At 64.6% G+C, this 3,556-nt stretch carries 3 protein-coding genes and 1 pseudogene; 2 read left to right on the plus strand and 2 right to left on the minus strand.

Translation table 11 applies throughout. The features are described 5' to 3' along the window. Together EN925_RS28200 and EN925_RS28205 are read left to right on the plus strand one after the other, a co-directional pair. Nucleotides 1-1,187 (plus strand): glutamine synthetase family protein (locus EN925_RS28200; protein ID WP_164894438.1); only part of this gene is annotated, 1,187 nt, incomplete at its 5' end. Further along, nucleotides 1,187-1,954, plus strand: a complete 768-nt coding sequence (locus EN925_RS28205) for an N-formylglutamate amidohydrolase (RefSeq protein ID WP_024502302.1) — start codon at nt 1,187-1,189, stop codon at nt 1,952-1,954. The genes EN925_RS28200 and EN925_RS28205, both read left to right, overlap by 1 nt. Nucleotides 1,955-2,140: 186 nt before the next feature. On the opposite strand, the gene EN925_RS28210 is transcribed toward EN925_RS28205, so the two are convergent. Together EN925_RS28210 and EN925_RS28215 are read right to left on the minus strand one after the other, a co-directional pair. After that, nucleotides 2,141-3,160 carry an NADP-dependent oxidoreductase gene (locus EN925_RS28210; protein WP_127368897.1) on the minus strand — a complete coding sequence of 340 codons (1,020 nt, stop codon included), beginning with the start codon at nt 3,158-3,160 and terminating at the stop codon, nt 2,141-2,143. 25 nt (nt 3,161-3,185) lie between these two features. Next, nucleotides 3,186-3,556: pseudogene (locus EN925_RS28215) on the minus strand (LLM class flavin-dependent oxidoreductase); the annotation flags it as partial.

The following is a 3,556-nucleotide window of genomic DNA, read 5'->3' on the forward strand; positions in this document are numbered from 1 at the left end:
CGCTGACACCGTTCAACTCGATCGTCGATCCCAACCCCTGGGGCTCGTCGGGCGACCTGCGGCTGATCCCCGATCTCGAAGCGCGCTTTCGCACGACACGCACCGGATCGGCAACGCCATTCGATATGGTCGCCGGCGACATCGTCGAGCTCGACGGCAGCCCATGGCTCGGCTGCACCCGCACGATGCTCAAAGACGCGCTGGCCGATTTGAAAGCCGCAACCGGCCTGTCGGTCATCGCCGCCTTCGAGCATGAATTCAACGTCGCCGACGGCGGCTTCGCACAGGCGCATTCAATGTCTTTCGCCGCACTGCGCCGCGCCGATCCTTTCGCGCCGAATCTGATGGCCGCGCTCGAGGAAGCCGGCGTCGTGCCCGAGGTGGTCATCGCCGAATTCGGCGACGAGCAGTTCGAGGTGACGCACGAGCCGGCGGACGCGCTGACGGCGGCCGACCGCGCCGTCGCCATCCGCGAAATCACGCGCGAGTTGGCGCGCAATGCCGGCTGGCGTGCGAGCTTCGCCCCCAAGACAGCGCCAACCGCCGTTGGCAACGGCGTCCACATCCATTTCAGCTTCGTCGACGAGGCCGGCAAGCCGATGACTTACGATCCGGCACTGGCGGGCGGCCTTTCCGCCAAAGCGGGCGCCTTCTGTGCCGGCGTGCTGCGCCATCTGCCTGGGATGACCGCCATGACGGCGTCGAGCGTGTCGTCCTTCTACCGGCTGAAGCCGCACAGCTGGAGTTCTTCCTACACCTGGCTTGCCGACCGCGACCGCGAGGCGTCGCTGCGCATCTGCCCGACGGTGACGATCGGCGGACGGGATCCGGCGCGGCAATACAACATCGAATACCGGGCCGCCGACGCCACCGGCAATCCCTATCTGTCGCTGGCGGCGATCATCCGCGCCGGGCTGGAAGGGCTGAAGGCGGGCCTGCCGTCGCCACCTTTGGTCACCGGCGACCCGACACTGATGAGCGAGGCGGAGCGGGCAAGTCTTGGTCTGGTGCGCCTGCCCGAAACCCTGCCCGCGGCACTGGACGCGCTGCTGGCCGACGGCACCGTGACGGGATGGTTCGCGCCCGTCTTCATCGAAACCTTCGTCGGCCTCAAGCGACATGAAGCCGAGCGTCTTGCCGGTCTCGATCCGGCCTCCATCTGCGATCTCTACCGGGCGCTCTATTGATGACCGCAGTGACAAAAAAAGATTGGCCCGAGGCCGTCGAGGCCCTCAACGAGCACGGCCGTTCCGATATCGTGCTGTTGTGCGAGCATGCGTCCAACCACATGCCGGTCGAGTATCGACAGCTTGGCCTCGATGCCCACCATCTGCAGCGCCACATCGCCTGGGATATCGGCGCCGCCGAAGTGACCCGCCTGCTGTCGTCGAAGCTCGATGCTCCGGCCTTCCTCAGCGGCTATTCGCGGCTGCTGATCGACCTCAACCGGCCACTGGGCACGCCAGGCAGCATTCCGGTACTGTCGGAAGACACCGACATTCCCGGGAATGTCGGCATCGATGCGGCGGAGCGGACCCGGCGCGCCGAGATCATCTTTTCGCCGTTCCATGACCGGGTGACCGCTTATCTCGACCGCCGGGCACAAGCAGGCCGGCAGACGCGGATCGTGACGATCCATTCTTTCACGCCGGTCTTCCTCGGCGTCAGCAGGCCCTGGCATGCCGGCGTGCTGCATGACCAAGCAAGAGGTCTCGCCGAAGCGATCCTTTCGGGCCTGCGCACCGATGCGGCGCTCAATGTCGCGGCCAACGTGCCCTATGTGATCAGCCGCGACGCCGACTACGCCGTGCCCATTCATGGCGACGATCGCGGCATCGCCGCCGTCCTCGTCGAGATCCGGCAGGATCTTTTGTCGACACGGTCCGGCATCGAGGAATGGGCGGACCGGCTGGCGGCGGCACTGCCGGCACTCGAGACAGAAACCGTGCCGTGAGCAATCCAAGCCTGCGCGAGCGCGACGCCGCGACCATCGCCCAGATCGGCAAGTTGCGTTTCTCGCCGCTCAGCGTCATCGGCAGCCGGGGCAACCGGCTGATCGGCGGCTGCTGGCAATCACGCCCCGCGGCCACGGCTGCGGCAGAAATTACCCAAGCAGCCCCGCCTGATCGTTGCGCGGCATTTATTCCGCGATACGCACGATCAGCTTGCCGAAATTCTTGCCATCGAGAAGGCCGAGAAAGGCCTGTGGTGCATTTTCGATGCCATCGACGATATCTTCCCTGTAGCGGACGCGGCCGGACGATATCCATTCGGCCATCTCACGATAGAAGGCCGGGCGCTGGTCGACAAATTCACGCTGGATAAACCCCCTGATCGTCAGGCTGCGGTACAGCACTTGCTGCATCAATACCGGCAACCGGTCGACGCCGGCATCCGCGATGACGTTGTACTGCGCGATCAGCCCGCAGACCGGCACACGCGCAAATTCGTTCAGCAGCGGAAACACCGCGTCCCAGACAGGACCACCGACATTCTCGAAATAGATGTCGATGCCACCGGGGCAGGCTGCCTTCAATTGCTCGGCAAAATCATCGGCACGGTGATCGACGACCGCATCGAAGCCGAGTTCGTCTCGCACGAAGGCGCACTTGTCGGCACCGCCGGCAATGCCGACGGCACGCGCGCCCTTGATGCGCGCGATCTGGCCAACGGCCGACCCGACCGCGCCGCTGGCGGCCGCCACGACGACCGTCTCGCCAGGCTTCGGCTGCCCGATGGTGAGCAGACCGGCATAGGCCGTGAAGCCCGGCATGCCGAGCACGCCAAGCGCCGTAGTGATGGGTGCCGCAGCGGGATCCAGCTTGCGCAGCCCCACACCGTCGGACAAGGCAAAACTCTGCCAGCCGGAATGGGACAACACGATATCCCCTTCGGTAAATTCCGGGTGGCGAGAGATCACGACGCGCGCAACGGTACCGCCTTCCATCACGCCGTCGACATCGACGGGCCTGGCATAGGATTTCGTAGCGTTCATGCGCCCGCGCATATAGGGATCGAGCGACAGATAGAGGATCTGCAGCAGCAGTTCGCCCTCTCCCGGCTGGACGACATCAACCGTCTCGATGCGGAAATCATCCGGCTTCGGCCGGCCTTGTGGCCGCGCCGCGAGCACGATGCGGGTGTTGGACTGGATCGACATCGAAAATCTCCCTGCGAAGAAGGCTCTACTCGAAAAACCGGTTGGGCGGACGCTTCAGGCCGAGATTCTCGCGCAGTGTCGACCCTTCATATTGCCGCCTGAAGATCCCTCGCCGTTGCAATTCCGGCACCACCTTCTCGGCAAAATCATCGAGCCCGGCGGGCAGGTATGGAAACATGACGTTGAACCCGTCGGAACCCTCGCCGATCAGCCATTCCTCCATCTCGTCGGCGATTGTTTCAGGCGTGCCGACAAAAGCAAGGCCGGAATAGCCGCCCAGCCTTTGCGCAAGCTGCCTGACGGTCAGGTTCTCCTCGCGTGCCAGTTCGATGACGCGCTCGCGGCCACTCTTCGAGGCATTGGTCTCGGGGATTTCGGGCAAGGGCGCGTCAGGAT

The sequence above is a fragment of the Mesorhizobium sp. M7A.F.Ca.US.006.04.2.1 genome (assembly GCF_004022915.1).
Classification (GTDB): Bacteria; Pseudomonadota; Alphaproteobacteria; order Rhizobiales; family Rhizobiaceae; genus Mesorhizobium; species Mesorhizobium ciceri.

What these genes read in the sequence shown, in the direction of transcription:
- EN925_RS28205 (WP_024502302.1), top strand. Translation starts at nt 1,187, where the DNA reads ATGACCGCAGTGACAAAAAAAGATTGGCCCGAGGCCGTCGAGGCCCTC.
- EN925_RS28210 (WP_127368897.1), bottom strand. Translation starts at nt 3,160, where the DNA reads ATGTCGATCCAGTCCAACACCCGCATCGTGCTCGCGGCGCGGCCACAA.